24 protein-coding genes, 1 tRNA gene and 1 pseudogene are annotated in these 23,316 nt (G+C 70.4%); 15 read left to right on the forward strand and 11 right to left on the reverse strand.

All coding sequences use genetic code 11. The features are described 5' to 3' along the window. Nucleotides 1-22: 22 nt before the first annotated feature. On the reverse strand, nucleotides 23-1,420 hold the full coding sequence (locus tag AB0C66_RS29835; RefSeq protein WP_362445394.1) for a DUF6421 family protein: 1,398 nt from the start codon (nucleotides 1,418-1,420) through the stop codon (nucleotides 23-25). 252 nt (nucleotides 1,421-1,672) lie between these two features. Between AB0C66_RS29835 and AB0C66_RS29840 the strand changes: the two genes are divergently transcribed. Next, a complete protein-coding gene (locus tag AB0C66_RS29840) occupies nucleotides 1,673-2,356 on the forward strand; it encodes a glycerophosphodiester phosphodiesterase family protein (protein ID WP_362445397.1) in 684 nt (227 codons plus the stop codon). 51 nt (nucleotides 2,357-2,407) lie between these two features. Beyond that, nucleotides 2,408-2,800 (forward strand): VOC family protein, encoded by a 393-nt coding sequence (locus AB0C66_RS29845; protein WP_362445400.1) that lies wholly within the window; start codon nucleotides 2,408-2,410, stop codon nucleotides 2,798-2,800. Nucleotides 2,801-3,138: 338 nt separating this feature from the next. On the opposite strand, the gene AB0C66_RS29850 is transcribed toward AB0C66_RS29845, so the two are convergent. The 3 genes from AB0C66_RS29850 to AB0C66_RS29860 form a co-directional block, all read right to left on the reverse strand. Further along, a complete protein-coding gene (locus tag AB0C66_RS29850; RefSeq protein ID WP_362445403.1) occupies nucleotides 3,139-3,615 on the reverse strand; it encodes a hypothetical protein in 477 nt (158 codons plus the stop codon). Between the two features lie 320 nt (nucleotides 3,616-3,935). Beyond that, nucleotides 3,936-4,157 (reverse strand): hypothetical protein, encoded by a 222-nt coding sequence (locus AB0C66_RS29855; protein ID WP_362445405.1) that lies wholly within the window; start codon nucleotides 4,155-4,157, stop codon nucleotides 3,936-3,938. Further along, on the reverse strand, nucleotides 4,150-4,533 hold the full coding sequence (locus AB0C66_RS29860) for a recombinase family protein (RefSeq protein WP_362445408.1): 384 nt from the start codon (nucleotides 4,531-4,533) through the stop codon (nucleotides 4,150-4,152). Before AB0C66_RS29860 ends, AB0C66_RS29855 begins: the two co-directional genes overlap by 8 nt. 108 nt (nucleotides 4,534-4,641) lie before the next feature. Between AB0C66_RS29860 and AB0C66_RS29865 the strand changes: the two genes are divergently transcribed. Then, nucleotides 4,642-5,382 carry a DUF5919 domain-containing protein gene (locus AB0C66_RS29865; protein WP_362445411.1) on the forward strand — a complete coding sequence of 247 codons (741 nt, stop codon included), beginning with the start codon at nucleotides 4,642-4,644 and terminating at the stop codon, nucleotides 5,380-5,382. An 841-nt stretch (nucleotides 5,383-6,223) separates the two neighbouring features. Here AB0C66_RS29865 and AB0C66_RS29870 read toward each other — a convergent pair. Continuing rightward, nucleotides 6,224-6,296: transfer RNA gene (locus tag AB0C66_RS29870), tRNA-Pro, on the reverse strand. A gap of 72 nt (nucleotides 6,297-6,368) precedes the next feature. On the opposite strand from AB0C66_RS29870, the gene AB0C66_RS29875 reads away from it, so the two are divergent. Next, nucleotides 6,369-6,983: a DUF4352 domain-containing protein gene (locus AB0C66_RS29875; RefSeq protein WP_362445414.1), complete on the forward strand. Its 615-nt coding sequence runs from the start codon at nucleotides 6,369-6,371 to the stop codon at nucleotides 6,981-6,983. A gap of 803 nt (nucleotides 6,984-7,786) precedes the next feature. Here the strand turns inward: AB0C66_RS29875 and AB0C66_RS29880 are convergent. After that, the gene (locus tag AB0C66_RS29880) at nucleotides 7,787-8,380 is read right to left on the reverse strand and encodes a recombinase family protein (protein WP_362445417.1); all 594 of its coding nucleotides are present in this window, start codon (nucleotides 8,378-8,380) and stop codon (nucleotides 7,787-7,789) included. Between the two features lie 27 nt (nucleotides 8,381-8,407). Between AB0C66_RS29880 and AB0C66_RS29885 the strand changes: the two are divergent. Beyond that, nucleotides 8,408-8,488: pseudogene (locus AB0C66_RS29885) on the forward strand (VOC family protein); the annotation flags it as partial. Nucleotides 8,489-8,535: 47 nt separating this feature from the next. Here the strand turns inward: AB0C66_RS29885 and AB0C66_RS29890 are convergent. Further along, nucleotides 8,536-8,955, reverse strand: a complete 420-nt coding sequence (locus AB0C66_RS29890) for a PPOX class F420-dependent oxidoreductase (RefSeq protein WP_362445420.1) — start codon at nucleotides 8,953-8,955, stop codon at nucleotides 8,536-8,538. Between the two features lie 238 nt (nucleotides 8,956-9,193). On the opposite strand from AB0C66_RS29890, the gene AB0C66_RS29895 reads away from it, so the two are divergent. From AB0C66_RS29895 to AB0C66_RS29925, 7 genes are all read left to right on the forward strand, one after another. After that, nucleotides 9,194-9,787, forward strand: coding sequence for a DUF5134 domain-containing protein (locus AB0C66_RS29895; RefSeq protein ID WP_362445423.1), 594 nt, complete (start codon nucleotides 9,194-9,196; stop codon nucleotides 9,785-9,787). Nucleotides 9,788-9,873: 86 nt separating this feature from the next. Further along, nucleotides 9,874-10,809, forward strand: a complete 936-nt coding sequence (locus AB0C66_RS29900) for a M56 family metallopeptidase (protein WP_362445426.1) — start codon at nucleotides 9,874-9,876, stop codon at nucleotides 10,807-10,809. 178 nt (nucleotides 10,810-10,987) lie between these two features. Then, nucleotides 10,988-11,671, forward strand: coding sequence for a phosphatase PAP2 family protein (locus tag AB0C66_RS29905; protein WP_362445429.1), 684 nt, complete (start codon nucleotides 10,988-10,990; stop codon nucleotides 11,669-11,671). 290 nt (nucleotides 11,672-11,961) lie between these two features. Further along, entirely contained in the window at nucleotides 11,962-12,333 is a 372-nt protein-coding gene (locus tag AB0C66_RS29910) for an STAS domain-containing protein (protein ID WP_362445432.1), read from the forward strand. Between the two features lie 334 nt (nucleotides 12,334-12,667). Further along, nucleotides 12,668-14,218, forward strand: a complete 1,551-nt coding sequence (locus AB0C66_RS29915) for a GAF domain-containing SpoIIE family protein phosphatase (RefSeq protein WP_362445821.1) — start codon at nucleotides 12,668-12,670, stop codon at nucleotides 14,216-14,218. Next, nucleotides 14,215-14,616, forward strand: coding sequence for an STAS domain-containing protein (locus AB0C66_RS29920; protein ID WP_362445434.1), 402 nt, complete (start codon nucleotides 14,215-14,217; stop codon nucleotides 14,614-14,616). Before AB0C66_RS29915 ends, AB0C66_RS29920 begins: the two co-directional genes overlap by 4 nt. Nucleotides 14,617-14,875: 259 nt before the next feature. Then, nucleotides 14,876-15,502, forward strand: coding sequence for a helix-turn-helix domain-containing protein (locus AB0C66_RS29925; RefSeq protein ID WP_362445437.1), 627 nt, complete (start codon nucleotides 14,876-14,878; stop codon nucleotides 15,500-15,502). A 16-nt stretch (nucleotides 15,503-15,518) separates the two neighbouring features. Here AB0C66_RS29925 and AB0C66_RS29930 read toward each other — a convergent pair whose 3' ends face one another. Next, nucleotides 15,519-17,000, reverse strand: a complete 1,482-nt coding sequence (locus AB0C66_RS29930; protein WP_362445440.1) for a hypothetical protein — start codon at nucleotides 16,998-17,000, stop codon at nucleotides 15,519-15,521. A 166-nt stretch (nucleotides 17,001-17,166) separates the two neighbouring features. Between AB0C66_RS29930 and AB0C66_RS29935 the strand changes: the two genes are divergently transcribed. The 3 genes from AB0C66_RS29935 to AB0C66_RS29945 all read left to right on the forward strand — a co-directional run bounded on the left by AB0C66_RS29935 (nucleotide 17,167) and on the right by AB0C66_RS29945 (nucleotide 21,364). Continuing rightward, entirely contained in the window at nucleotides 17,167-17,841 is a 675-nt protein-coding gene (locus tag AB0C66_RS29935; protein WP_362445443.1) for a DUF305 domain-containing protein, read from the forward strand. Between the two features lie 183 nt (nucleotides 17,842-18,024). After that, a complete protein-coding gene (locus AB0C66_RS29940; protein WP_362445446.1) occupies nucleotides 18,025-19,383 on the forward strand; it encodes an FAD-dependent oxidoreductase in 1,359 nt (452 codons plus the stop codon). Between the two features lie 550 nt (nucleotides 19,384-19,933). Next, the gene (locus AB0C66_RS29945) at nucleotides 19,934-21,364 is read left to right on the forward strand and encodes a nucleobase:cation symporter-2 family protein (RefSeq protein WP_362445449.1); all 1,431 of its coding nucleotides are present in this window, start codon (nucleotides 19,934-19,936) and stop codon (nucleotides 21,362-21,364) included. On the opposite strand, the gene AB0C66_RS29950 is transcribed toward AB0C66_RS29945, so the two are convergent. The 3 genes from AB0C66_RS29950 to AB0C66_RS29960 form a co-directional block, all read right to left on the reverse strand. Next, on the reverse strand, nucleotides 21,275-21,652 hold the full coding sequence (locus AB0C66_RS29950; RefSeq protein ID WP_362445452.1) for a helix-turn-helix domain-containing protein: 378 nt from the start codon (nucleotides 21,650-21,652) through the stop codon (nucleotides 21,275-21,277). The genes AB0C66_RS29945 and AB0C66_RS29950 overlap by 90 nt on opposite strands. Before the next feature lie 137 nt (nucleotides 21,653-21,789). Continuing rightward, nucleotides 21,790-22,050, reverse strand: a complete 261-nt coding sequence (locus AB0C66_RS29955) for a hypothetical protein (RefSeq protein WP_362445455.1) — start codon at nucleotides 22,048-22,050, stop codon at nucleotides 21,790-21,792. Beyond that, the gene (locus AB0C66_RS29960; protein WP_362445458.1) at nucleotides 22,047-23,303 is read right to left on the reverse strand and encodes an ATP-grasp domain-containing protein; all 1,257 of its coding nucleotides are present in this window, start codon (nucleotides 23,301-23,303) and stop codon (nucleotides 22,047-22,049) included. Before AB0C66_RS29960 ends, AB0C66_RS29955 begins: the two co-directional genes overlap by 4 nt. Between the last annotated feature and the right edge of the window lie 13 nt (nucleotides 23,304-23,316).

Raw genomic sequence — 23,316 nt, forward strand, 5'->3', positions numbered from 1 at the left:
TCCGCCTGTGCCCCGAAGGGGCTCACGCGGCCGCCCGCACGTCGGCGTCGGCCGTGATCCCCTTGGTGGAGGCGACCACGTCCCGCAGCTTCTTGGCGAGCGCCTCGTAGAACATGCTCAGCGGAAACTCGTCGGGGAGCACATCGTCGACGAGCTTGCGCGGCGGCTGGGTCAGGTCCAGGGCGTCGGGGCCCTTGGCCCACACCGAGCCGGGGTGCGGTGACAGATAGCTGGACACCAGCTCGTACGCCTTGAACCAGTGGACCAGCTTGGGACGGTCGATGCCGTCGCGGTAGAGCTTCTCGATCTCACCGCACAGCTGATTGGTGACCTGCGAGGCGCGGGACCAGTCGATGTGCAGGGTGTTGTCCGTCCAGCGTACGACGTCGTGCTGGTGGAGGTAGGCGAAGAGCAACTGGCCGCCGAGGCCGTCGTAGTTGCGGACGCGGTCGCCGGTGACCGGGAAGCGGAACATCCGGTCGAAGATCACGGCGTACTGGACGTCACGGGCCTGGGCGACCCCCTCGGCCTCCAGCTTCACGGCCTCCTTGAAGGCGGTGAGGTCGCAGCGCAGCTCCTCCAGGCCGTACATCCAGAACGGCTGCCGCTGCTTGATCATGAAGGGGTCGAAGGGCAGGTCACCGTGGCTGTGGGTGCGGTCGTGGACCATGTCCCACAGGGCGAACGCCTCCTGGCAGCGCTTCTGGTCGGCCAGCATCTCCGCGATGTCCTCGGGGAGTTCGATGCCGAGGGCGCTGACGGCGGCCTGGCTGACCCGGCGGAAGCGGGCGGCCTCGCGGTCGCAGAAGATGCCGCCCCAGCTGAACCGCTCGGGGGCCTCGCGCACGGCGATGGTCTCGGGGAAGAGCACCGCGGAGTTGGTGTCGTACCCGGCGGTGAAGTCCTCGAAGGCGATGCCGATGTAGAGCGGGTTGTCGTAGCGGGTGCGCTCCAGCTCGGCCAGCCAGTCCGGCCAGACCATACGCAGCACGACGGCTTCCAGATTGCGGTTCGGATTGCCGTTCTGCGTGTACATGGGGAAGACGACCAGGTGCTGAAGGCCGTCGACCCGCGCCTGGGCGGGCTGGAAGGCGAGCAGCGAGTCCAGGAAGTCGGGCACCTCGAAGCCGCCGTCGGCCCAGCGGCGCAGATCGGCGACGAGCGCGCGGTGGTACTCGGCGTTGTGCGGGAGCAGCGGGGCCAGCTCCTCGATCGCCTTCATCACCCGATCGGCGGCGGCCACGGCGGTGGCGCGGGAGGGCGCGCCCGCCGCGTCGAAGTCGATCGAACCGTCCTTCGACTGCCAGGGCCGAATCGTTTCGACAGCATCCTTCAGGGTCGGCCACGCCGGATGCTCGACAACACGCTCCGCAGGCAGAACGCCACCGTCCGCTATGGCGGACGAAAGGATTTCCGTCATGACCTCTCCTTCGCCGAAGAAACTATCGTGATGACACCGTATCTGCGGACGCTTCTTTCACTCAAGGGGCGGTACGGGAAATTATCCTGCCTCACACCCACACCGCCGCTGTTTTTCCTGCCCCATCCGGGCCAAGCCATGCCACGGCCGTGGCTTCAGCCTCCTGACACGGTCGGCCGTTAGGCTGTGCGCCCGTCCGGGCAGCCTGCCGCCACCACCTCCGACAGCGGCCGACAGAAGAGCGAGACAGCGTTGACTTTTCTCACCATCGGACACCGCGGAGTGATGGGCGTCGAGCCGGAGAACACCCTGCGCTCGTTCGTCCGCGCCGATCACGAGGGTCTGGACGTCATCGAGCTGGACCTGCACCTCAGCAAGGACGGCGCACTCGTGGTGATGCACGACGCCGAGGTGGACCGGACGACCGACGGCACGGGGCCGATCAGCGACCGCACCCTCGCCGAGCTGCGTGAGCTGGACGCCGGGGAGGGCGAGCGGATCCCGGTCTTCGAGGAGGTCGTGGACGCCGTGCGGGCGCCGCTCCAGGCCGAGATCAAGGACGTGGCGGCCGCGCGGGCGCTGGCGGAGGTCATCACCCGGCGCGATCTGCTGGGCCGGGTGGACATCCTCTCCTTCCATGACGGGGCCCTGGCCGAGATCCGCACCCTGCTGCCGGAGGCGCGCACCGCGCTGGTCGCCAGCCGCTACGGGCTGGACGTGATCGACCGGGCACGGGCGGTGGGCGCCGGAATGCTGGTGCTCAACCTCCGCAGGCTGACCCTGGAGCTGGTGGAGCGGGCCCATGCCGCCGACCTCAAGGTCATCGGCTGGACGGTGAACACCCCCGATCAGCTGAGGCTGGCCCGCGGCCTCGGGCTCGACGGCGGCACCACCGACTTCCCGGAGATCCGGCGGGCGACGCGCTACACGGCGTGACATTCTCCCGCGCCCCCGGACCCACCGGGCGGGGTGCGTAGGGTCGCGGACATGGTGCACGTACTGAGCAGCCGCACACTGCTGCGGCCGACGGACCCCGAGCGCTCCCGGGCGTTCTACGGCGAGGCGCTCGGGCTCGCGGTCTACCGCGAGTTCGGAACCGGGCCCGAGCGCGGCACGGTCTATTTCCTGGGCGGTGGCTTCCTGGAGCTCTCCGGCCGCTCCGACACCCCGCCCGCGCCGGGCCTCCAGCTGTGGCTCCAGGTCGCGGACGCGGCGGCGGCGTACGAGGAGCTGGCCGCGCGGGGCGTGGAGGTGCCGCGCCCGCCGAAACAGGAGCCCTGGGGACTGATCGAGATGTGGATCGCGGACCCGGACGGACTCAAAATCGTCATCGTGGAGGTCCCAGAGGATCACCCGATCCGCTATCGGCCAGGGATCTAACAGCGTGCAGACATGACGAAGCCCCGCCCGGCGCCACTGGGGAGCGCACGGACGGGGCCGCTATCGGGTTGCTGACCTACGGGACGGCGCCCTTACCGCCGCAGCTATTACACGGAACGGCATACGCGATGCCCCCATGGACGACGACCGTCGCCACCATCCGCGGGCCGCGCTTCCGCGTGCACCCGCAAGCGCTCTCGCGCTGAGGGTCCGATGCCCGCTGTAGCTTGTCAACGAGCGCCACCAGCCCCGCTCGCTTTGGGTCTACCCACTGTGTCGACATGACCACCTCCCGTGACGATGGTAGCTACGGTCGGAACTGCCCGTTCAGGTCTTCCTCAGTTCGGTCCACTCGGGCCGTCGCCGTCCGGGTCACCCGTACAGGTGCCCTCCGGGTCGGCGGGTCGGTGCTGGCAGCTCGCAGCAACGGGGATGTTCGCGTCCGTCGGAGCCAGCCACAGCGCGTCATCGACGGTGAACCCCTCCGCGACGATCCGCGCCTGAGTCTTCGTCAACGACTTGGGGTCGCGGTTTTCGGGGTCCGGACGCTCAGGAGTGTGGTGGACGAAGCGGCCGATCTTCTTGCACAGCCGCTCATAGATGCGGGTGTTCAGGATCAGTGCGTGCCACCCCTCGTCGACGACGCGCGACGGTGCGAGCGGTTCCGGAGTGTTCGCGACGGCCGCCACAAACTTCGTGGCCTCGTCGACGATGCGGGCCGCCAGATCAGCCCCCATATCGGGGTTGTTCGTCATGACCGTGTCGGCGACGACTGCGCGATCCTCGTCGGACAGCAGGACTGTACCGTTGCTCATGCGCGTACCTCTTCTGTGTTGGTGGTGCGCCGTCCTCGCCCCGAGCCGCACCGGCCTCCAACCACGTGCCTCGGGGTGAGGTCATTCGATTTACCGGACGGGGCCCCAGCGGATGTGACCTCCGTGCCGGGGCCCCGCCGTCCGCCCGCCTCCCCGGGATGCCGACCTCAGACGGCGGACGGAGCTTTTGGGGTGGTGAGGGCCCGGTAACAGGGCGGGAGATCGGGCCCTCACCGTCGGCCCGGGTGGGAGTACGCAGATGCGACCGGGCCGCGCCTGTCTGCCGTCACGCCCCCATGACGCCGACAGACAGGGGTCTTCTACTCGGGGGGCTGTGCGGGGCCGTGGCGGTCGAGCTGCCGCTTCCGGTCCTCGGCGACCCTGAGCACATCGTCCAATGCGCGCTGAACGGTAATCAGCGCGGCTCGGATGTCGCCGAGGGAAGTCATCGGGTTGGCGAGTGCCAGCGACGCTGACCGACTGGCCACCCGCGCCTCTTCTTCGAAGGTCCGCGCATCGTCCGTCGTCAGTACGTCAGCCACGGTGCACCGCCGACGGGATGACATCGGACTCGGGCACCCGGTCCGCCACGGAGACACACACGCCGTTGATCTTGCTCACCATCTGACGGAACTCGGCGCGGAGCGAAGCGTCCCGGGCGATGCGGTCCCAGCTAGCGACGAGGCACACCGGCTGACGACCCGGCGTCTCGAAATCCATAGCCGCCAGCATCCCCACCCACTGCATGCGACGCGCGCTGACGGCGTTGTCCCCACGATCCACCCACTGACCGGCCACGTTCCAGCCCATCCGCGCGGCGTAATCGCGACAGACGGCAATCCGTTCATCTGCGTTGTCCGCGCTGGTGGTTTCCCGGTCGTAGATGTACGCGGATGCTGCTGTCTCGTCGCTCTTCATGCTCACACTGTCGACCACCCATAGGGACGTTTGAACTCCCATGGACGGGACAGACAGGACGCCCTCGCGCTATCGTCCTAAGCGTCCCAAACGTCCGGGGGAGGAATCTTGAACGAATCGCTTCGGGATGCTATGGACGAGGCCGGCGTCACCACCGGCAGACTCGCCCGTATGGTGGGGGTGACCCCCAAGACCGCGGAACGGTGGCTGAGCAACCCTAGTCGGGCTCCGCATCCCGACACCAGGGCCGCCGTCGCCAAGGCGTTAGGAGCAGATGAGGGCATGCTGTGGCCACGGGCAGCCAAGTCGGTTGTCAAGACCGGAGCTAGCCGAGAGATCGTTCAGGCGTACCCCTACCGCAACGCCTGCCCGACGTCGGTGTGGGGACAGTTGATCGACGCAGCGGCGCATCAAATCACCTTCGCCGGCTACACCAACTACTTCATCTGGCAGGAGCAGCCGCGACTCATCGACCGCTTGGCGGCGAAGGCTGCGGCCGGATGCGCGGTGCGCTTCCTCGTCGGTGATCCAGACTCAGAGGTCACCAGGCGAAGGGAGGAAATCGAAGGTGTTCCGCTCACCGTCGGAACACGCATTCGCATCACGCTGGACGCGTTGTCGAAGCTGCGGCAGCACGAAGGCATCCAAGCCCGTTTCAGCGACGAGCACATTGCATTGTCCGTCTTCAGCTTCGATTCCGAAATGCTCGTCACCCCGCACTTGTCCAGCCTTCTCGGCCACGAGTCGCCCATGCTGCACCTGCGCAAGCTCGGTGACGATGGGCTGTACGACCGATTCGCGGGACACGTAACTGCACTGTGGCAGGGCGGACGCCCCGTCTGGGGATGAGGTCAGTGCGTCGCCCCGAACTCGAACGACGACGCACCCCTCGAACACGGTGGTGCAGCGGTACCCATCACGACGCTTGATCCGGCGCACGATGACCGGCCAATTTCTCGGCAGGCTCTGTCGTCGGTTGCTGTTGGCCCACGCCATGGCGCCTCCCTAGGAATGGATCAATCTCGCTCCCGGGAACTCCCCGACGGGGCCGGGATCTAATCTGCGGCGCTTTCAGAACAGGCTGTAGTGGGCAACTTAGCGCGGAAGCTGGACAGCATCAGGGCGCAATGTGTCCTCACCCATGCACAGGATGTTGCACCGGTCGGTGAGCGAGACACGCAGGTCAGTGGCGTGACCCGACCCGCTCTGACCTGCGCCATTCCTCGTCAGCGCTTGTGCCCAGCACATGGCGGTTCTTCCGCATCACGGGGGACCGCAGACGGCGACGACACACCCCGTTGAGCTTGTGTTCTAACACCCATCGAGGCAGCCACAGCGCCCCTACCTGCATCTTTCAAGGCGCTGACAGCTACCCACCATCGAAGAAAAGCTTCAGATCAATCGCCCAGTTCCGGTGCACTGCGTCAGAACCACCGTGACATACTCATTTCGCGCTGCGCACCCCACATATCACCCCAACTTCCGTTTACTTTTGCGGGTGTTCCTCAACTGGCGGGATGGTTGTTTGCATGTCGCGCACTTCGGAACAGGTCAAGTCACCGTCCGACGCAGGGCCTTACCTTGAGTTCCGCATCGGTGGTTTCCGCATCACTGCGGACCGCGTCCCCGTCCGTCTCCTAGCGGCACTGTCTAGCGCTGCCTCAGGGCTTCTCACGTGGTGGCTGACGCGCTGAGATAGCAGGTCTCGAACCTGCGGCCTCCCGCTCCCAAAGCGGGCGCTCTTCCTACTGAGCTACATCCCGTCGCACTTCCGTGCATACTGAGCGCTCTTGGGCGTCGTACGTCGACGCTCACAGGATCCATGGGGGGATTCCATGCGCACGTCCCGTTACGCCGTCAGAGCGGCGTCTGTGGCCGTTCTCGGGGCCGTTCTGGTTGGCTGCTCGTCGGACGATGGAGATGACTCGTCAGCGTCCGCTCCATCGGCGCCGGCTACGGCTGAGAAGGCGGCGAAGGAGTCCCCGAAGCCCAAGCCGCCCGCGACCCCGGTGATCGGCGTCGGAGAGTCGGGCACGTTCGCGACCGGCAAGACGGACGAGTACGGCGAGAACTACAGGGTGACGTCGAAGCTGCGAGTGACGGCCGTCAGCGCGAAGTACGTGACCCCGGCTGAAGTCGGCACGACGAACAAGCCGGAGCAGGGTCAATACGTCGTCCTCGCCCTGACGATCAAGAATGTCGGGAAGGCATCCGCGGAGTTCTCCTCCTACGGGCTGATGAAGTGGGAGGACGACCAGACGGCCGCGCAGGACGCAACCACGCTGGAAGGCGTTGGCGAAGGGCCGGACCTGGATGCGACGTACAAGCCGGGCCAGTCGCTGACGGGGAAGCTGGTGCTCGATGTCGCCCGCCGTGGTGGGCGAGTGAGCTACGTGGGTGGCGATGATCCGGCACCGGGGCCGGTGTTCGTGGTGAATCTGCCCAAATAGGGCGTCGCGCCACGGTGACAGCACCGAGGCCACGCCCTCTCCGCAGTGTCAGCCGCCGTTGCCGGTAGCGCGGAGCGATGCTGCCCGGGTCCCGCCGTCGGACAGCCGCAGCACGATGCACCGCACGGGCCACGAGCGCGAAGCATCGTGGGCGCTACTACGTCGGGCGCGCGCTGCGCAGTTCACCGTCGGGACGTCCCAGGACTCCTGACGGGGTATCCTGCTGTGTGAGCGCTGCTCACCCTGCCAAATAGAGGTGGCTACAAGACAGTTCACCTCCACCGGTTAGTCGAAGCGGATCAAAAGGATCCGCCGTCACCCTAGGTGGAGTGTGCCTAAATGCCCCTCTCGACGTCCCGGCAACTTCTCGTCGCGGTACGCGTCTTGCCCGTCATGCTTGTAGTTGTGCTGTCTGCACCTGCGTGGCTGACCTGGCCGTTTCTCTCTGAGCAGCGTCAACGGGTGGTGCTCGTCATGGTCGGGAAGCTTTCGCGCTGGACACACGGCCCATCCACGCGGCTCTAGCCCGCAGCCTTGGAGCATCCGGCGCCGCTCGACCGCGCTTCTACCCGGAGGAGAGGACGGGGAGCGCAGGAACGGCGCCGGACGCCGACCGGGGGACGGGGCGCACGCTACTCGCTACGCTCGCGCATCCCTCCCGGTACTTCTGTTATGGGTATGGCGTTTCGGTCTGGGGCTCCGCGGCCGTCGAACGGGCCGCCTCCGCCTCTACCTGCGGAAAGTCAGACTGAGGGTCAGAGTAGACCCCTATTTTCATTCTCTCTAACACGCGTTAAGGAGAGTTAGAAATAGGGGTCTAGTTTGACACTTTGGCGCCCCGCCCCGTCGGGCATAGGAGCCGGCATGTATCCGTACGGGGGACGCGCGCCACGCCAACGAAGTGCCATGGTGCGCATGGCGGCCGTGGCTCCCTGTGCGCGCTCCCGAATCGCCTGAGCCTCCATCTGGGCCGCGAATGCCAGGAGCGTTACCATGATTTCCGCTATGGGATCAAGCGGATTACGAAAGTCGAGCTTCAGCATCCCGCCGGGCCCCTCAGCGAAGACGAGCATCTTCCGATAGGTGCGTGCCCACTTCGCCAGATCGTGCATGTCCGCCATGGACCGCACGGCTCGATCCAGGCGCCACCAAAGGATCATGTCGAATCGCGATGGTTCGGCCAGCCACTTGCTCAGCTCCGGCCTTTCGAAGGGCGTCGTCTTCGATGCGGATACGTCGAGGTCTTCCGCCTCACCGACGATGCGGGCTCCAAGCGCCTGTGCCGACTGCTGGTTGGCACCCCGCTGACGTCCCGGCGATGTCGTTTCGTCTGTTCGAACGCTGAGACGAATAGCTGACAGGGCCTCTAGCCGCTCGGCACCGAGTAGAAGGGTCATGGCACCAGTGCTCTAATAACAAAGTCGTTGTGGCCTGGAGACCCCGACGGCGTCCGTATCGCGGTCGTGGAGGTCCCCGAGGACCATCCGCTGCGCTATCGGCCCTGAGGCGCCGCACCCGCGTCCCCGGTGAGGGACGCGGGTGCGGGGCCGGGTCAGCCGGCCTGGTCGTTCTCCTTCATCTCGCCCCAGCCGTGCCAGCGGTCGATCTCGATCCAGGCGCTGACCCGGTCCCGGTCGCGCCGCGGGTAGTCCCGGTCGATGTAGTGCCGGGCCAGCCGGTCGATATCGGCCAGGCCCTCGTCGTCCCGGAGTTCGGTGACCCGGCCGATGACGCTGATGTGGGTGTACCAGCTGCCCTCGTCCAGCACGGTGAGCGTCACCCGGGGGTTCTCGCGGATGTGCGCGAGCCGCTTACGCCCCTCGTCCATGTTGACCAGGATCCGGCCGTCGTCCCACAGGTACCAGGTGGCCGTGGAGACCGGCTGACCGTCGGGCCGGAGCGTGGCGATGACGGCCGGGTTGGCCTTCTTCAGCATGGCGACGGCGGCCTCGGGAAGCGGGGGATTCGACACGGTCTCTCCTCTTGGGTGATCCATTTCGGTGATCCATGGACTGCGTGATCACCGTGCCACATCCGGGCGGCATGGCACCGCCCTCATCCGGACTCCACCGGCGGCCGCTCTCCCGCCGCCGCACCGAAGCGGGTAGGGCGGATGCTCTCGGCGCGCTCCCCCACTGCGCCCGTGCGCTGCCATAGTCCGGCGCGAGCGGGGAATCCTGCCGGTACCCGTCCGTCCCGGGAGGTGTGCCGTGCACGGACCTCCGCTTGTCGGCTGGCTGCTGGTGGCGCTGTGCGCGGCGAGCGGGACGTACTGCCTGGTGCGGATGCGGGGCGAGCCGCCGGGCGCGGGCCGGCGCGGCGCGGGCGCCGAGGCGCTGATGGGGTGGGGGATGGCGGTGATGGCGGTGCCGTCCGGTGCGCTGGACCCCGGGCCCTGGGCACCGCCCGCCTTCGCGGCGGTCTTCGGCGTCGCGGCCGTGGGAGCGCTCCTGCCGGTGCGCGGCGGCGCGGGGTGGTCCGGGCACCATCTGCACCACGCCATAGGGGCGTTGGCGATGGTCTATATGGCGCTCGCGATGACGGCGGGCACGGCACACGGCCATCAGCACACCGGTGTCACGGCACAGGAGCGGATGGCGGCGGGCGTACCGCTGCTCACCGGAGCGCTGCTCGCCTACTTCGCCGTCTATGTGGTGCGCTGCGGGCTGCGGCTGGTGCCGCTCACCGACGGCGGACCGGACCGCGGCGCGCCTCCCGTCTCCTGGTCGCGGCGGCCCGAGCTGTGGCATGCGTGCAGGCTGTCGATGGCGATCGGGACGTTCGCCATGCTCCTGACGCTCTGACCCCGCACCCCGACACGCCGTGGTGTGCGTCACTTCGCCCGCGGGACCGTACCCCGGCCCGACGCCGCGCCCATAGGCTGGCGGCCATGATGGTCCCGCTCGTGCTGATGGGCCTGGGCGCACTGGCGGCGGCGATGGCGCCACGCCTGTTGTCCCGCTCCGACTGGGTCGACCGCGAACCCGTACTCGCCCTCTGGGTGTGGCAGTGCGTCGTCGTCGCCGTGCTGCTGTGCTGCGCGCTCACCATGGCGCTCACCGCCGCGGCCGCCTCGGAGGCCGTCCGCGGGAACGTCTTCGCCCCCGCGCCCCACGGCGTGGTCGAGGCGTACGCGCTCACCGGCTACGGGCCGTGGGCCGCGCCGGTGGCCCTCGCGCTCGCCTCCGGAGCCGTATGGAACGTGGTGATGCTCACCCGCGAGATCCGCCACGCCCGCGCCTGGCGCAAGCGGCACCGGGAAGAACTGCTCGTACGCTCCCCGGTGTTGCCCGGTGAGGAGCCCTCCGGGGAGCGACTCGTCGTCCTCGAGGGCGACAAGCCCGACGCCTGGCTGCTGCCGGGCGCCACTCCCCAACTCATCATCACCACCGCGGCGCTGCGCCGCCTCAAGGGCCGTCGGCTCGACGCGGTCATCGCCCATGAGCAGGGCCACGCGCGCGCCAGGCACCACTGGCTGCTGCACTGCTCCGGGGCGCTGGCCAGCGGCTTTCCACAGGTGCCGGTCTTCGAGGCGTTCCGCGACGAGGTGCACCGGCTGGTGGAGCTGGCCGCCGACGACTCCGCCTCGCGCCGTTTCGGACGGACCACCACCGCGCTGGCGCTGTTCGAACTCAACGAGGACCGCGGGGTGTTCGGCCCCTGCCCCAGCGGTCTGGCGCAGGTGCCGCAGCGGGTGGACCGGCTGCTCGCCCCCGCCTCGCGCCTTCCGGTGGGGCGCCGCTGGCGGCTGACGGCCGCGGCGGTGCTCGTACCGGTCGTCCCGCTGCTGGTGACGCTGGTTCCGGCGCTGCGGGTGCTGGGCTGAGGCTCCGGCCCGATGGCCCCGGCCGGTAGGCCCCGTAGGACCGGCCCGGCCCGAACGTCCCGCAGCTCGCTCCACGCCCCGTAGGCCCGGCCCCGGCCGCTAGGGCCTCGTGGTTCCCGGGCGGCCCGCTCAAGCGCCCTCCTGGCACCCGGCCCCGCCCGTCAGCGATCATCGGTGCATGCAGCCGCCGATCCGCCACCCCGCCCGCACCTCGGCCGTGCTCCTCGCGCTCTTCCTCCTCCTGCTCGCGCTGGTGGCCGCCTCATGGGGGCCCCTGGACCGCGCCGACCGGGACATCGTGGTGTCCCTGCACCACTCCGCCGTGACCCACCACGGCAGGACCGAGACCGCCCGGGTGCTCTCGGACTGGGTCTGGGACCCCTGGACGATGCGTGCCCTGCTGGCGGTGGTGGTGGGCTGGCTGCTGTGGCGCCGGGAGCGGCTGCTCGCCGGATGGGTCGCGGCCACGGCGGCGCTGGGCACCCTGCTCCAGCAGGGGATCAAGGGGACGGTCGGCCGTGCGCGTCCGCACTGGCCCGATCCGGTGGACTCGGCGCACTACAGCGCCTTCCCGTCCGGCCACGCGCTCACCGCGGCCGTCGCCTGCGGGCTGGTGGTGTGGGTGATGGCGCTGCACGGGGCGCGGACCCGGTGGCTCGCACCGGTGGCCGTGGCCGGTGCGGTGTCGGTGTTCGGAGTGGGGTTCACCCGGCTGTACCTCGGGGTGCACTGGCCCAGCGATGTGCTGGGCGGCTGGCTGCTGGGGGCCGCGCTGGTGTACGCCGCGGTCGCCGCGTATCCGTACGTGGCGGCCCGCGACGGCGGACGCGCACCCGCCGACCAGGGAAGCGTGCGGTCCTGAGCGGATCGCGCGCCCGGCACGAATGGGCCGGGGGTGCCGGGGGCAGACGGCGGTGAGTCGGAGGATCGTCCGGGAGAGGATCGTCCGGGAGAGGATCGTCCGGGAACGGACAGGAGAAGCCAGGAGCAGACGCGGAAGGCCGGTCACCCTGCCGCCGCATTGTTGACGGGCCCTCGCAGCGGGGGCACCGGAACACCCCGCCGTCAGGGCGGCCGACGAGAGGCGAGGGCACTCATGCAAGCCACGCACCCGGGTGTACCGCGAGGACAGGAGCGCGCGGGAGCCGCCGTATGACCACGCTCGAAGGACCGGCGGGCGTCGCACGCTCCGAACGGGCCGGGGACATCTGGCTGATCTCCCTGTTCGGCGACTTCGACATCAACACGACCGAGAGCGTCAGCCACGCCATCGCCGAGGCACGGCGTCATCACGGCAGGGCGGTGGTGTTCGACCTGCACGAGGTGACCTTCTGCGACTCCTCGCTGCTCAACCATCTGCTGCACACCGCCCGTTCCGATCGGGTGGTGCTGGTCTCGGCGCCCGGCGAGGTGCTGCGGCTGCTGGCCGTCACCGGTACCGAGGGGGTGCTGCCGCACTATCCGGACCTGGCGACCGCCCGGGCCGCGATCGGCGGCGGGGAGGGGCCGGGGAACAGCCGTTGAGGCGGCGGTCGTTGCCCCTCGTCGCGGCCGGGACACAGCGGCCCTTTCGGGTGAATCAGAGCAAAGCGGCTTTCGAGCCGTCCAGGGGCGCCGTTTTCATGGCGGGGGCGGCGTAGCGCTCAGCGGAGCCCCGCGCATTGCGCCGTGTGACAGGGGTGAGGGATGGTGACTGCGAGGGACCAACCGCCGTCAGCGCGACCGCCGTCGAGACGACCGGCCGTCGATGAAGAGGTGACGACCCGCGGGAGTGAACGTGGCAGCCAACCGATCCCACCCGGGAGAGATCGCACCGGACCTCGGGGTGGACGCAGGGGCGTCCACCGCGCCGTATCCGATGCTGATCATCGATGGGGACGGTCGCGTCGCCGGGCACAACGCCGCCGCGGCGGCCGTGCTGCCCGAGCTGCGGCCGGGCACGGCGGCGGCCGGGACCGTTCCGCCGTGGCTCACCGAGCCCATGGCCGGGGCCGAGGTGCGCGGGCGGATCGGCGAGCGCCTCTTCGCCGCGCACCCCACCACGCTGGAGAACGGCTCCACCGCCTGGTGGCTGGTGGACGACACCGCGTACCGGCTGGCCGTCGACGAGCTGGCCGTGGAGCGCGAACGGGCCCGGTTCCTCATCGAATCCTCCAACGCGCTGCTGTCCACCCTCGATCCGGAGCGGTGCATGGAGGTGGCGGCCCGGCTGGCCGCACAGCATCTGGCGGACGCCGCCGTGGTCATCGCCCCCGCCGCGGGCCGTCTGCTGCCGATGGCGCTCTGTGCGCGCGGTGGGCAGGTGGAGCGGCGTTCGATCGCGGTGGACCCGGTGCGGGTCCCCGGTCTGGAGGAGGCACTGCGCGGCTTCCCGCCGGTGCCCGCACGCTGGATGGACCCCGCCGCGGCGCCCGAGTGGCTGGTGCCCGAAGGCTGCGGCGCGGTCGGCTCGGTCGCCGTCACCCCGCTGCCGGGGCACGCGGCCCCGGCGGGTGCGCTGGTGCTGCTGCGCACCGGCGACCGCGCGGGATTCAGCGACAGCGAGGACGAGTTCGCGGCGCTGTTCGCCGCGCGGGTGGGCGCCGCGATGTCGGCGGCCCGGCTGTACGCGGAACAGTCGTCCATCACCGATGTGCTGATGCGCGATCTGCTGCCGCCCCGGCTGCGGCAGGTCGAGGGGGTGGAGCTCGCCTCGGGGTACCGTCCCGCCGGGGACGCCGCCCGGGTCGGCGGCGACTTCTACGACATCCACCCCACCGAGGACGCCGGTACCGCGACCCGTGCGCTGGTGGCGCTGGGTGATGTATGCGGCAAGGGTCTTGAGGCCGCGGTCATCACCGGCAAGATCCGCAACACCCTGCACGCCCTGCTGCCGATGGCCGACGACCACCAGCGGATGCTGTCGATGCTCAACCGGGCCCTGGTCACCTCCGATCACACCCGGTTCGCCACGCTGGTGCTGGCCTCGATCGCCCGGATCGGCCCCCAACTCTGTCTCCAGCTGACCAGCGCCGGGCATCCGGCGCCGCTGATCGTGCGCCGGGACGGCGGTGTGGAGGAGGTGGAGACCCGCGGTTCCCTGGTCGGGGTGTTGCCGGCGGTGCGGTCGACCACCGCGCACACCACCCTGGCCCCCGGGGAGACCTGTCTGCTGTTCACCGACGGCATTCCCGACGCCAGGGGCGGGCCGACGGGCGATGAGCTGTTCGGAGTGGCCCGTCTCGAGCGGGCGCTCGCGGAGTGCGCCGGGATGCCCGCCGAGGGGGTGGTGGAGCGGGTGCGGCAGCTGGCCGTCGAGTGGGTGGGCGAGGGCAAGCACGACGATATGGCCCTGATCGCGATCACCGCTCCGCGCGGTGCGCATCTGACGGCGGTGGACGGCACCACGGCGGGCAGGTACACCGCATGACCGCCGCCGCCGACCGCTCCCCCTCCCCCCTCACCCTGCTCACCTCCGCCCCCGCGCCGGGCACCGTGCGTATCACGGTGGTCGGCGACCTGGAGTACGACACCGTCGAGGATCTGCTGCTCGAGGTCGCCGACTGCCTCGCCCGCCACCCGCACCTGGGCCATCTGCGGCTGGACCTCGCCGAGTTGGCGATGTGCGACTCGATGGGTCTCTCGGCACTGCTCCAGATCCGCCGCTTCACCGGCGGCGTCGGCGCCCGCCTCCACCTCGACCACCGGCCGCCCGCCCTCGACCGCCTGCTGGACCTCACCGGAACCCTGGACCATCTCCTGGCACCCCCGTCGGAGGCGGACCGCCCGGCCCCCGGCCGGACCGGCGCACTCGACGTACCGGACTAGGCCAGGTCGTGTGGATCTTCGCGGGCCCGCGACACCGGCTGTTCCCGGGCCGCGCCGGGCCGCTGGCGAGGGGCGGCGGCCCGCGCCGGTCCACTGGTGAGAGGCTGCGGCCCGCGCCGTGGTACGCGAACCGCCGGTTCGGGCGATCCCCCGCGTCGCCCGAACCGGCGGAGACAACGAGCCATCCTTTTACGATCACCGGACAGCCGGATGCGGCTCTGAGTATATTGGCTCCGAGCCAGCCAACGCAGGAGTAAGCATGTCCCCCCGCAGCGCATCGGTCAATGAGGAGTTGCGCCGTCGTTCCCAGGCCCGTCTGCTGGAGGCGACGGTCGACCTGGTCGGCGAGCACGGGTACGAGGCGACGACACTGGGCGATATCGCCGACCGCGCCGGGGCGGCCCGCGGGCTGGTGTCCTACTATTTCCCGGGCAAGCGGCAGCTGTTCCAGACCGCCGTGCACCGGCTGATGCACACCGAACTGGCCGCGGCGCTGGAGCGCGAGCCGGTGCCGGAGGGCGAGGGGGCGGGGCGGGAGCTGCTGGCGCGGGCGATCGACGCGATCCTCGGGCTGGCCCGGGACCGGCCGCGGCTGATGCGGACGCATATGGCGGGGATACTGGCGGCCGAGGGGTTCATCCAGTGCCCCGAACAGCAGCGGCTCGCGGGCCTGTTGCGGGACACCGTGGTCCGTTACGGCTCCGAGGACCCCGACAGTGACTACCAGCTGCTGCGTGCGTTGCTGATGGGCGCGGTGGTGGCGGTGCTGCTGCCGGGTGCGCCGATGCCCGCGGAGAAGCTGCGGGCGGAGCTGTTCCACCGCTACGGACTGGGCTGGGAGCTCGGTGACCCGCCGGGCGAGGAGCCGCCCGGCGGGCCGGTCTGACGTCCGGGGCGGACCGTCAGCGGTAGTCGGGCTGGGTCTGCACATTGAGCTCGTGCAGCCGGACCTTCCGGGCGCTGTCGGTGCGCTTGTCGTCGATCTTCAGGACATCGAGCCCCTTGGCGATGTCGTTGGAGTAGATGTAGCCGTTGTAGTAGTACGCGGACCAGGCGCCGCCGCCGATGAGGGTGTCGGCGGAGAGCGGGCCGCGCTCGAAGTAGCCGATCTCCTCGGGGCGGCTGGAGTCGGTGAAGTCCCAGATGGACACGCCGCCCTGGTACCACGCCTGGACCATGATGTCGCGGCCCTTGGCCGGGATCAGCGAGCCGTTGTGGGCGACGCAGTTCTCGGTGTCGGCCTGGTGGCGCGGGATCTTGTAGTAGCCGCGGAACACCAGCTTGCGCTTGTCGCCCTTGCCGGTGATGTCGTAGATGCCGTCGGCGCCGCGGTCCGGGCCGATCCGGTCGTTGCAGGTGGCGGCACCGCCACCGCCCAGCTCATCGGTGAACACGACCTTGGTGCCGCGTTCGTTGAAGGTCGCCGAGTGCCAGAAGGCGAAGTTGATGTTGTCCTCGACGCGATCGATCACCCGGGGCTTCGCGGGATCGGCGATGTCCAGGAGGATGCCGTCGCCCATACAGGCGCCCGCCGCCAGCTCCAGGTCGGGGAAGGTGGTCAGGTCATGGCAGCCGGTGGTCTGGGAGACACCGGGGTTGGTGGGGCCGCCGGGGTTGCCGCCGTCCGGGAAGAGCACCGGGAAGTCCACCACCGCGGCCTTCTCGGGGGCCGTACGCGGCACCTTGATCACGGAGATGCCGTCATGCGGCGGCTGGCAGTCCGGGAAGGTCTCGCTGGGCGAGTACGAGGAGACGTAGACGTAGACGTTGCGGCGCTCGGGCACCAGCGTGTGGGTGTGCGAACCGCAGGAGGTCTCGACCGCGGCCACGTACTTGGGGTTCCGCTTGTCGCTGATGTCGAAGACCTTCATGCCCTCCCAGGAGGACTTCTCGGTCGCGGGCTGGGTGGTGCTGGTGCAGGAGTTGTCGCTGCGCGAGGAGTCGGTCGACAGGAAGAGCAGATCGCCGGAGACCGAGACATCGTTCTGCGAACCGGGGCAGAGCACCTGACTGACGATCTTCGGGGTCTTCGGCCGGCTGATGTCGTAGATGACGAAGCCGTCGTAGTTGCCCGCGAAGGCGTAGTGGCCCTGGAAGGCCAGGTCCGAGTTGGTTCCCTTGAGGTCCTGCTTGGGGATGTTGGTGAGGTGGCTGACGTTGTCGCTGTGGACGATCTCGTCCACCCCGGGAATCTCACCGTTCTCGATGGCCGTCCGGGTGTCGTTGGCCTGACCCTTCGTCACCCGCTCGCTGCGCGGGGCGTCACCGGGGTCGGGGGTCGCGGCCGCCGGTCCGGCCACCAGCAACGAGCTCACCAGGCCGATGGCCGCGAAGGCCGCTCCGAGGTATCTGCGCCGGTGCGGGGATCTGTCCCACCGCTTCACTGCGTCCTCCCATGTCCTGTGTCTCCGTTCGGGGTTGAACGGTTCGCGGACGAGGGCAGTATCGCGCTTTCCATGTACACCACAACAGGGAGCAACATAATCGTGGGAAAGAATTCCCACCGCCCCGGGAGGCAGCGTGTCGCACCGCCGTACGTCGCTCCGCACCGTGTCCCTCACGATCGCGGCGGCCACCGCCGCCCTGGCGCTCGCCCTCACCGGGTGCGATGGACAGGGCGGGGGCAGGGCCGACAGCGGCAAGGGGAAGGACGGCGGCCCGGCGGTCATCGCACCGGGCACACCCGGTGAGTCGGCCCGGACCCTGACCTCCGACGAGGCCGCGAAGGCGGGGGACGACGACTCCCCCAACTCGGCGGACCGGGCGTACGTCCGCATGATGATCGAGCACCACCGGCAGGCGCTGGTGATGACCGCGCTGGCGCCGGACCGGGCCGGATCGGGGAAGCTCAGACGGCTCGCGGAGCGCATCGCCTCCGGTCAGCGGCCGGAGATCGACGCGATGAAGGGCTGGCTGAAGACCAGCGGCGGCGGCCGGTCCGGCGAAAGCTCGGGCGGGCACTCAGGCGGGCACTCCGGCGGCCACGAGGAGCATGGCGCGATGCCCGGGATGGCCACCCCGGAGCAACTCGACGCGCTGCGTGCGGCCGAGGGCGCCGACTTCGACCGGCTCTTCCTCAAGCTGATGATCGCCCATCACCGGGGCGCCGTCTCCATGGCCACGGACGTGCTCGCCAAGGGCAACAACGTACGGGTGGAGGAGATGGCGGGCGATGTCATCGCCCAGCAGAGCAGTGAGATCCGGCGGATGCGGGGGCTGAGGTAGCCGGGGCGTACGGAGCGTACGCGGCCGGGCGCGGCTGACGGCCGGGGCATCTCACCGGCCGTCAGCGAAAGGCGCCGCCCGGCCGTGCCCCGTCACCCGTGCCGGTCACAACGGCGCACGGGTACCTCACACCGGGCACCGCCCGGTGCGATGCTGGAGACATCCTCCGGAAGGAGCTCCTCCGTGCTGCGTGTCGCGGTCGTCGGATCCGGACCGAGCGGGGTGTACACGGCCCAGTCGCTGGTCCAGCAGAACGTTCCCGAGGTGGCGGTCGATGTACTGGACCGGCTGCCGTGCCCGTACGGGCTGGTGCGCTACGGCGTGGCCCCGGACCACGAGAAGATCAAGTCGCTCCAGAGCACCCTGCGCGCGGTGCTGGAGCACCCCCGGGTGCGCTTCCTCGGCCATGTGCCGGTGGGGCCGCCGCCGCTGACGCCCGAGCGGCTGCTCGGGCTCTACCACGCGGTGGTCTACTGCGTCGGTGCGGCGGCCGACCGGCGGCTCGGCGTCCCCGGTGAGGATCTGCCGGGCTCCGCGTCCGCCACCGACTTCGTCTCCTGGTACAGCGCCCACCCGGACGCGTCGGGCGACACCTTCGGACCGGGTGACGCCTTCGCGCTCGGCGCCCGCTCCGCCGTGGTGATCGGGGTGGGCAATGTGGCGGTGGACGTGGCGCGGATCCTGGCCCGCGGAGCGGAGGAGCTGCGGCCCACCGATGTGCCGCACGCCGCGCTCGGGGCGCTCGCCGACAGCCGGGTGACCGATGTCCATATGGTCGGCAGGCGCGGCCCGTCACAGGCGAAGTTCACCACCAAGGAGCTGCGCGAGCTGGGCGCGCTGACCGGCGCCGAGGTGCTGGTACGCCCCGGGGAGCTGGCGCTCGATCCGGCGTACGGCGATCCGTCGGCGCTGCCGGGGCACGGCCGCCGCAATATCGAGGTGCTGCGCACCTGGGCGGAGCGGGCGCCACTGGGCCGTCCGCGCCGGATCCATCTGCGGTTCTTCCTGCGCCCGGTGGCCCTGCTGGGCCGGAGCGCGGTGCACGCCGTGCGCTTCGAGCGGACCGCCCCGGACGACGGCGGCGGGGTCGCGGGCACCGGGGTGTTCGAGGAGATCGAGGCGCAGTTGGTGCTGCGGTCGGTGGGCTACCGGGGGGTGGCGCTGCCGGGGCTGCCGTTCGACGCCGACCGCGGCACGGTGCCCAACGCGGCGGGGCGGGTACTGCGCGACGGGGCGCCCTCGCCCGGTGAGTACGTGGCGGGGTGGATCAAGCGGGGGCCGACCGGGGTGATCGGCACCAACCGCCCCTGCGCCAAGGAGACCGTGGCCTCGCTGCTGGCCGACGCGGCGGCGCTGACGGCCCGCCCGGTGGCCGGGGACCCGCTGCGGGAGCTGCGCGCGATCGGGCTGGAGCCGGTGGAGTGGCCGGGATGGCTGCGGATCGAGGCGGCGGAGGCGGCGCTCGGGGAGACGCTGGGGCGTCCGACGGTGAAGATCCCGGACTGGACGGGGCTGCTGGGGGCCGCGCACGGCCGGGACTGACAGCGGGCACACCGCTGACGCTGACGACGGCCACGCGGCCGGAGCCGACCGGGCACACGGCCCGGACCGACGGGCAGACGGCCGGGACCGACGGCACGCACAAGGCCGGGCCGGGACCGGCCGGGCGCAGGCCCGGACCCGACCGGGCAGACGGCCGGGACCGACGGCGCATACGCGGCCGGGCCAGGACCGACCGGGCGCACCGGCGCGGCTGACAACAGGCACAACGCTGGGGCTGACGACGGGGCACACGGCCCGGACGGACGGCGGCCACACGGCCCGGAAGGACCGGGCAGACAGCCCGGACTGACAGCGCGCGCAACGCTGGGGCTGACTGCGGCCCCCCGGCCGGGGCCTACCGGGCGCACGGCCCGGAGCGACGGCGGCGGCGGGGCGGTCACGGGCGCCTTGGGTCCGGGCTCGGCTGCCCCGGATCCGGTCGCAGGGGTTGACACAGGTCGGCAACGGCCCTGAAATCAACAGACTGTTGAATCCTTCTGCGTCGAGTCCGCCCTCCCCACTCCCCCGCCGTACCGCGCAAGGAGCAGCCATGACCTCCGTACGTCCCGCACGCCACCCCGTGGACGAGATACCACCGACCGGCCGCCTCGCCGCCCTGGGCCTCCAGCATGTGCTGGCCATGTACGCGGGGGCGGTGGCCGTGCCCCTGATCGTCGGCGGCGCGATGAAGCTCTCCCCCACCGATCTGGCCTATCTCATCAACGCCGATCTGCTGCTGTGCGGGATCGCGACCGTGCTCCAGTGCGTGGGGCTGTGGCGGTTCGGTGTCCGGCTGCCGATCATGCAGGGCTGTACCTTCGCCGCGGTCACCCCGATGGTGCTCATCGGCACCGAGGGCGGCGGGCTGCCCGCGATCTACGGTTCGGTGATCGTGTCCGGTCTGGCGATGATGCTGCTCGCGCCGGTCTTCGGGCGGCTGCTGCGGTTCTTCCCGCCGCTGGTGACCGGCACGGTGATCCTGGTCATCGGGCTGTCGCTGCTGCCGGTCGCGGGCAACTGGGCGGCGGGCGGCCAGGGCGCGCCGGACTTCGGGGAGCCGAAGAACATCGGTCTGGCCGCCGGGGTACTGGTCCTCGTGATCGCCGTCCAGCGCTTCGGGCCCGGTTTCCTCGGCCGGGTCGCGGTCCTGGTCGGCATCGTGGCCGGGACCGCGATCGCCGTACCGCTGGGGTTCACCGACTTCTCCGGCGTGGGCGGCGCCCACTGGGTGGGGGTCTCCACCCCGTTCCACTTCGGTACGCCGACGTTCGAGGCGGCGGCCGTGGTGTCGATGCTGATCGTGGCCCTGGTGACGATGGTCGAGACCACGGGCGACTTCATCGCGGTGGGCGAGCTGACCGACCGCCCGGTGGACGGGCGGCGGCTGGCGGACGGGCTGCGCGCGGACGGTGCGGCGACCGTGCTCGGCGGTGTCTTCAACACCTTCCCGTACACCGCCTTCGCGCAGAACGTGGGGCTCGTGGGGATGACCCGGGTGCGCAGCCGGTGGGTGGTGGCGGCCGCGGGCGGATTGCTGATGGTGCTCGGGCTGGCGCCGAAGCTGGGCGCGGTGGTGGCGGCGATCCCGGCGCCGGTGCTGGGCGGGGCCGGGCTGGTGATGTTCGGTACGGTCGCCGCGAGCGGGCTGCGGACGCTGGCGGGTGTCGACTTCCGGGACAACCACAACCTCACGGTGGTGGCGGTGTCCGTCGGGGTCGGACTGCTGCCGGTGGGGGTGCCGGGGATCTACCGGGAGTTCCCGGACTGGTTCCAGACGGTGATGAACAGCGGGATCAGCGCGGGTTGTGTGACGGCCATCGTGCTCAATCTGCTCTTCAACCATCTGCCGGGCGGGCGGCCCCCGGCCACCGGCCCGGCCGCCGCCGCGGACTCAGCCCCGGTCGTCGCCGCCGACGCGCCCGTCCTGGAGGGTGGCGGCGCCCAGCACGCTGTCGAGCAGACCGGGGAACAGCGCGTCTAGGTCCTCCCGGCGCAGGGCGTTCATCTTGGCGGTGCCCCGGTAGATCTGGTGGATCACCCCGGCCTCGCGCAGCACCCGGCAGTGGTGGGTGGTGGTGGACTTGCTGACGGGCAGGTCGAGGACCGAACAGGACACTTCGCCCGGCTCCTCCGCCAGCGTCCGCACCACCCGCATCCGCATCGGGTCGGCCAGCGCGTGCAGTACGTCCTCGAGACGGATCTCGGCACGCCGCGGATGCTCCAGCGAGCGGCCGGTCGCCGGGGCCTGGGGCGTGGTCTGCGCATGCACGGCTGCTCCTCGTCATGGTGCTGTTCACCCCCATGGTACGAGGCCCGTCGTAGTTTGACATTCTTCGTACGATGAGGGGTCGACGGGGTACGCGGAGGTACGCCCGGGGTCGGCCACCCCGGGCGGGTGGCGCCCTCTCACTCCTGGGCGCCGTCCCTGGCCATCTCCAGGAGCAGCAGCCCCAACCGGTTGCCCAGGGGTCCGAGTTCGGTGCGGTAGTGGCGCAGGATCTCGTTCTCCACGGCCAGTTCGGAGCGCGGTACGCCCATGGCACCGCGCAGCTTGCCGAGCTGTCGCGCCGCCGCGCCGCGCTGCTGGACCAGGGCGGCGATGGCCCGGTCCAGCTCCTCGACGATCGCCCGCTGTTCCTCCAGCGCGGAGGTGTCGGTGTGGTTCATGCGAACGGATCCAGTACCTCATGGGCCTGGGCGAGCACATCCCGCATCGACACCGCGGCCACGTCCGCCACCGGCTCGGTCCGGATGACGATCGACTCGGCCAGCTCCCGGCTGCGGCGGACGGCCTCCTCCCGGGTGGCCGCGTGGACCAGCACATAGCCGCGGCGGTCGTCCGACCACTGCTCCGGCCGCACCGTGTCCCCGATGTCCACGTACACCTTCAGCTCGGCCACGCCCCGGGCGGCCCGCGCCTCCTCGACCCCGCTCACCCCGGTGACCCGCCCCGGCGCGACCCGGAGGAAGCGGATGGCGGCCGCGCCCCGCGGCTCTGCGGGCGGCACGGTGAAGTCCTCGCGGACCTCCCGCCGGAAGGGCAGTTCCTCCAGGTCGACACCGGTGGCCAGCTCGACCAGCTTGCTGATCCGGTCCCCGCCGCAGCGGCTGTGCGACTCCACCACCCGCGGTCCGCTCTCCGTCAGCATGATCTCGGTGTGGGCCACCCCGTCCGCCAGGCCCACCGCGTCCAGCACCTCCTGGGTGAACGCGGCGACCTCCTCCGCGTCCGGCACCGGCAGCGCGGCCGGGATCACATGGCCACGTTCGATCACCCCGCCGTCGGTCTCCTTGCCGGTGATCGCGAGTACGGTGTGGAGACCGTCCAGGGTGAAGGTCTCGACGCTGATCTCCTCGCCCTCCAGCAGCGCCTCGACCATGAACTCGCCATGGCCGTAGCTCTCGATCCACTCCCACACCTCGTCCACCTCATCGGGTGAGCGCACCATGCGGACACCCAGGCTGCCGGAGCCCATGACGGGCTTCACCACCGCGCCGCCGTGCGCGGCGGCGAAGGCGTGCAACTCCTCGCGGGTGGTCCTGCGGGCTGCCGGGACCGGGCCGATGCCCTTGGCGTTGAGCAGCTCCCGCAGCGCCATCTTGTCGTGGAGGACGGCCGTGACCTCGGAGCCGTTTCCGGGGAGGCCGAGGGCGGTGTTCAGATGCCCGGCGATCACCTGGCCGATCTCGCTCTGGGTGATGATCCGGGAGAACGGGTCCTGGCCGTGCAGGGTCCGGGTCAGCTCCGTCACCAGTCCGATGTCCTGGTAGTCGAAGAGGTGGATCCGCTCGCAGTACTCCGTGACATCCGGGTCGAAGACCCCGGGCTTCTCGTAGTTGGTGATCCGCAGTCCGAGGGCGGCCGCCTTCTGGAGAATGCGGGGAATTCCGCCGAGGACGAGGATGTGCGGCATTGCCATGTCTACCCCAAAG

This window comes from Streptomyces sp. NPDC048636, assembly GCF_040650655.1.
Taxonomy (GTDB): Bacteria; Actinomycetota; Actinomycetes; order Streptomycetales; family Streptomycetaceae; genus Streptomyces.